The sequence below is a fragment of the Methylobacterium sp. CCH5-D2 genome (genome assembly GCF_001556475.1).
Taxonomy (GTDB): domain Bacteria; phylum Pseudomonadota; class Alphaproteobacteria; order Rhizobiales; family Beijerinckiaceae; genus Methylobacterium; species Methylobacterium hispanicum.
In genome coordinates this window covers 1-1890 of the sequence record NZ_LSIX01000069.1, presented here as the reverse complement: position 1 = coordinate 1890, position 1890 = coordinate 1, and the positions used below count along the sequence as shown (strand labels likewise).

General features: G+C 72.2%; 2 protein-coding genes. One reads left to right on the top strand and one right to left on the bottom strand.

The genetic code is table 11. The features are described from left to right. On the top strand, positions 1-336 hold a 336-nt coding region (locus AX737_RS36715; protein WP_280949049.1), incomplete at its 5' end, for a calcium-binding protein. A gap of 15 nt (positions 337-351) precedes the next feature. On the opposite strand, the gene pyk is transcribed toward AX737_RS36715, so the two are convergent. Then, a complete protein-coding gene (gene pyk, locus AX737_RS01380; RefSeq protein WP_066918381.1) occupies positions 352-1773 on the bottom strand; it encodes a pyruvate kinase in 1422 nt (473 codons plus the stop codon). Positions 1774-1890: the final 117 nt, after the last annotated feature.

Below are 1890 nucleotides of genomic sequence, written 5' to 3'. Positions count from 1 at the left end.
TACGGGAACTTCGGCGACGACGCGCTCTACGGCGGCCAGGGCGACGACGTGCTCTACGGCGGGCAGGGCAACGACATCCTGTTCGGCAATCTCGGCGACGACGTGCTCTACGGCAATCTCGGAGCCGACCGCTTCGTCTTCGGGGTCAATTCCGGCCGGGATCTCGTCGTCGGCTTCGACCAGGGCCAGGGCGACCGGCTGCTCCTCAACGGGCAGGGTTACACGCTCGGCACGTCCGGGGCCGGCAACGCGCTGCTCGTCCTCGCGGGCGGCGGATCTGTCGAGCTGGCCGGGATCGCGGCCGCCGCCTTCAGCGGCGGCGCCTACCTGGCCTGAGGGGACGCAAGCCCCTTATCCCTGAGGGATCTGGGCGATCCGGATGTTGTTCGTGTTGCCGGGCACCGCGAAGGGAATGCCGGCGGTGATCAGAACGAGGTCGTTCGCCCGGGCGAAGTCCTCGCGGGTGGCGTGCGCGGTCGCGTTCGCCACCATCTCCTCGTAGGTATCGACCTCGGCCGACTGGAGGCTGTGGGTGCCCCAGAGCAGGCTCAGGCGTCGCGAGGTGCCGAGATCGGGCGTGAGCGCCAGGATCGGCACCGCCGGACGCCGTCGCGCGATCCGGGCGGCCGTCGTGCCGCTGAGCGTGTAGGCCACGATCGCGGCCGCGCCGACCGCCTCGGCGAGGTCCGCCGTGGCGGTCGCGACGGCGTGGGGCGGCGTCTCCTCCTCGCCGGGCTCGGAGGCCGCGATCAGCGAGCGGTAGAGCTTGTGCTGCTCGGTGCGGCGGATGATCCGGTCCATCATCGCCACCGCCTCGACCGGGTACCGGCCCGTCGCCGACTCGGCCGAGAGCATCACGGCGTCGGCGCCGTCGTAGATCGCGGTCGCCACGTCCGAGGCCTCGGCCCGGGTGGGCGTGGGTGCGGCCACCATCGAGTCGAGCATCTGGGTCGCCACCACCACGGGCTTCACGGCGAGCCGGCAGGCCCGGATCAGCTCCTTCTGGCGGCCCGGCACGTCCTCATGCGGGATCTCGACGCCGAGATCGCCGCGCGCCACCATCACGGCGTCCGAGAGGCGGACGATATCCTCGATCCGCTCCAGCGCCTGCGGCTTCTCGACCTTGGTCATGATCCCGGCCCGGTCCCCGACGAGGCCGCGCGCCTCGATGAGATCGGCGGGCTTCTGCACGAAGGAGAGCGCCACCCAATCTACGCCGAGGTCGAGCCCGAAGGCGAGGTCGGCCCGGTCCTTTGCGGTCAGCGGCGAGAGGTCGAGCATCGTGCCCGGCAAGTTCACGCCCTTGCGGTTCTGGATCGTGCCGCCGATCACAACCTCGGCCTCGAGCGCCTCGGCCTCGATCCCGACGACGCGCACCCGCACGCGGCCGTCGTCGATGAGGAGTTCCTGGCCGGGCACGACCGCCGCGAAGATCTCGCGGTGCGGCAACGGGATAGCACGGCGGTCGCCCTCCATCCCCGAGAGGACGAAGCGCAGCACCTCGCCGGGCACGACGTCGAGGCGCCCGCCCTGCACGGTGCCGACCCGGATCTTCGGCCCCTGCAGGTCCTGCAGGATCGCGATGGGCCGCCCGACCTCGGCCTCGAGCGCGCGGATCGCGGCGTGGACCGACCGGTGGTCGTCCTGGGTGCCGTGGCTGAAGTTCAGCCGGAAGGTGTCGACTCCGGCCAGGAACAGGGCCTTCAGCGTCTCGGGCCGGCTGCTCGCCGGGCCGACGGTGGCGACGATCTTGGCGTGGCGGTGACGGCGCATGCGGTGCTCGGCCGGGACGGCCGCCTCTGCGGGCGCGAATCAGGACCGCGCGGACCCCGCCCACCTTGGTGAGGTGCGGCCGGAACGCAATGGCGGGGGGGCCGGGCCGGCCCGCGC

Coding starts and splice junctions, on each gene's coding strand:
- pyk (WP_066918381.1), bottom strand. CDS start 1,773: ATGCGCCGTCACCGCCACGCCAAGATCGTCGCCACCGTCGGCCCGGCG.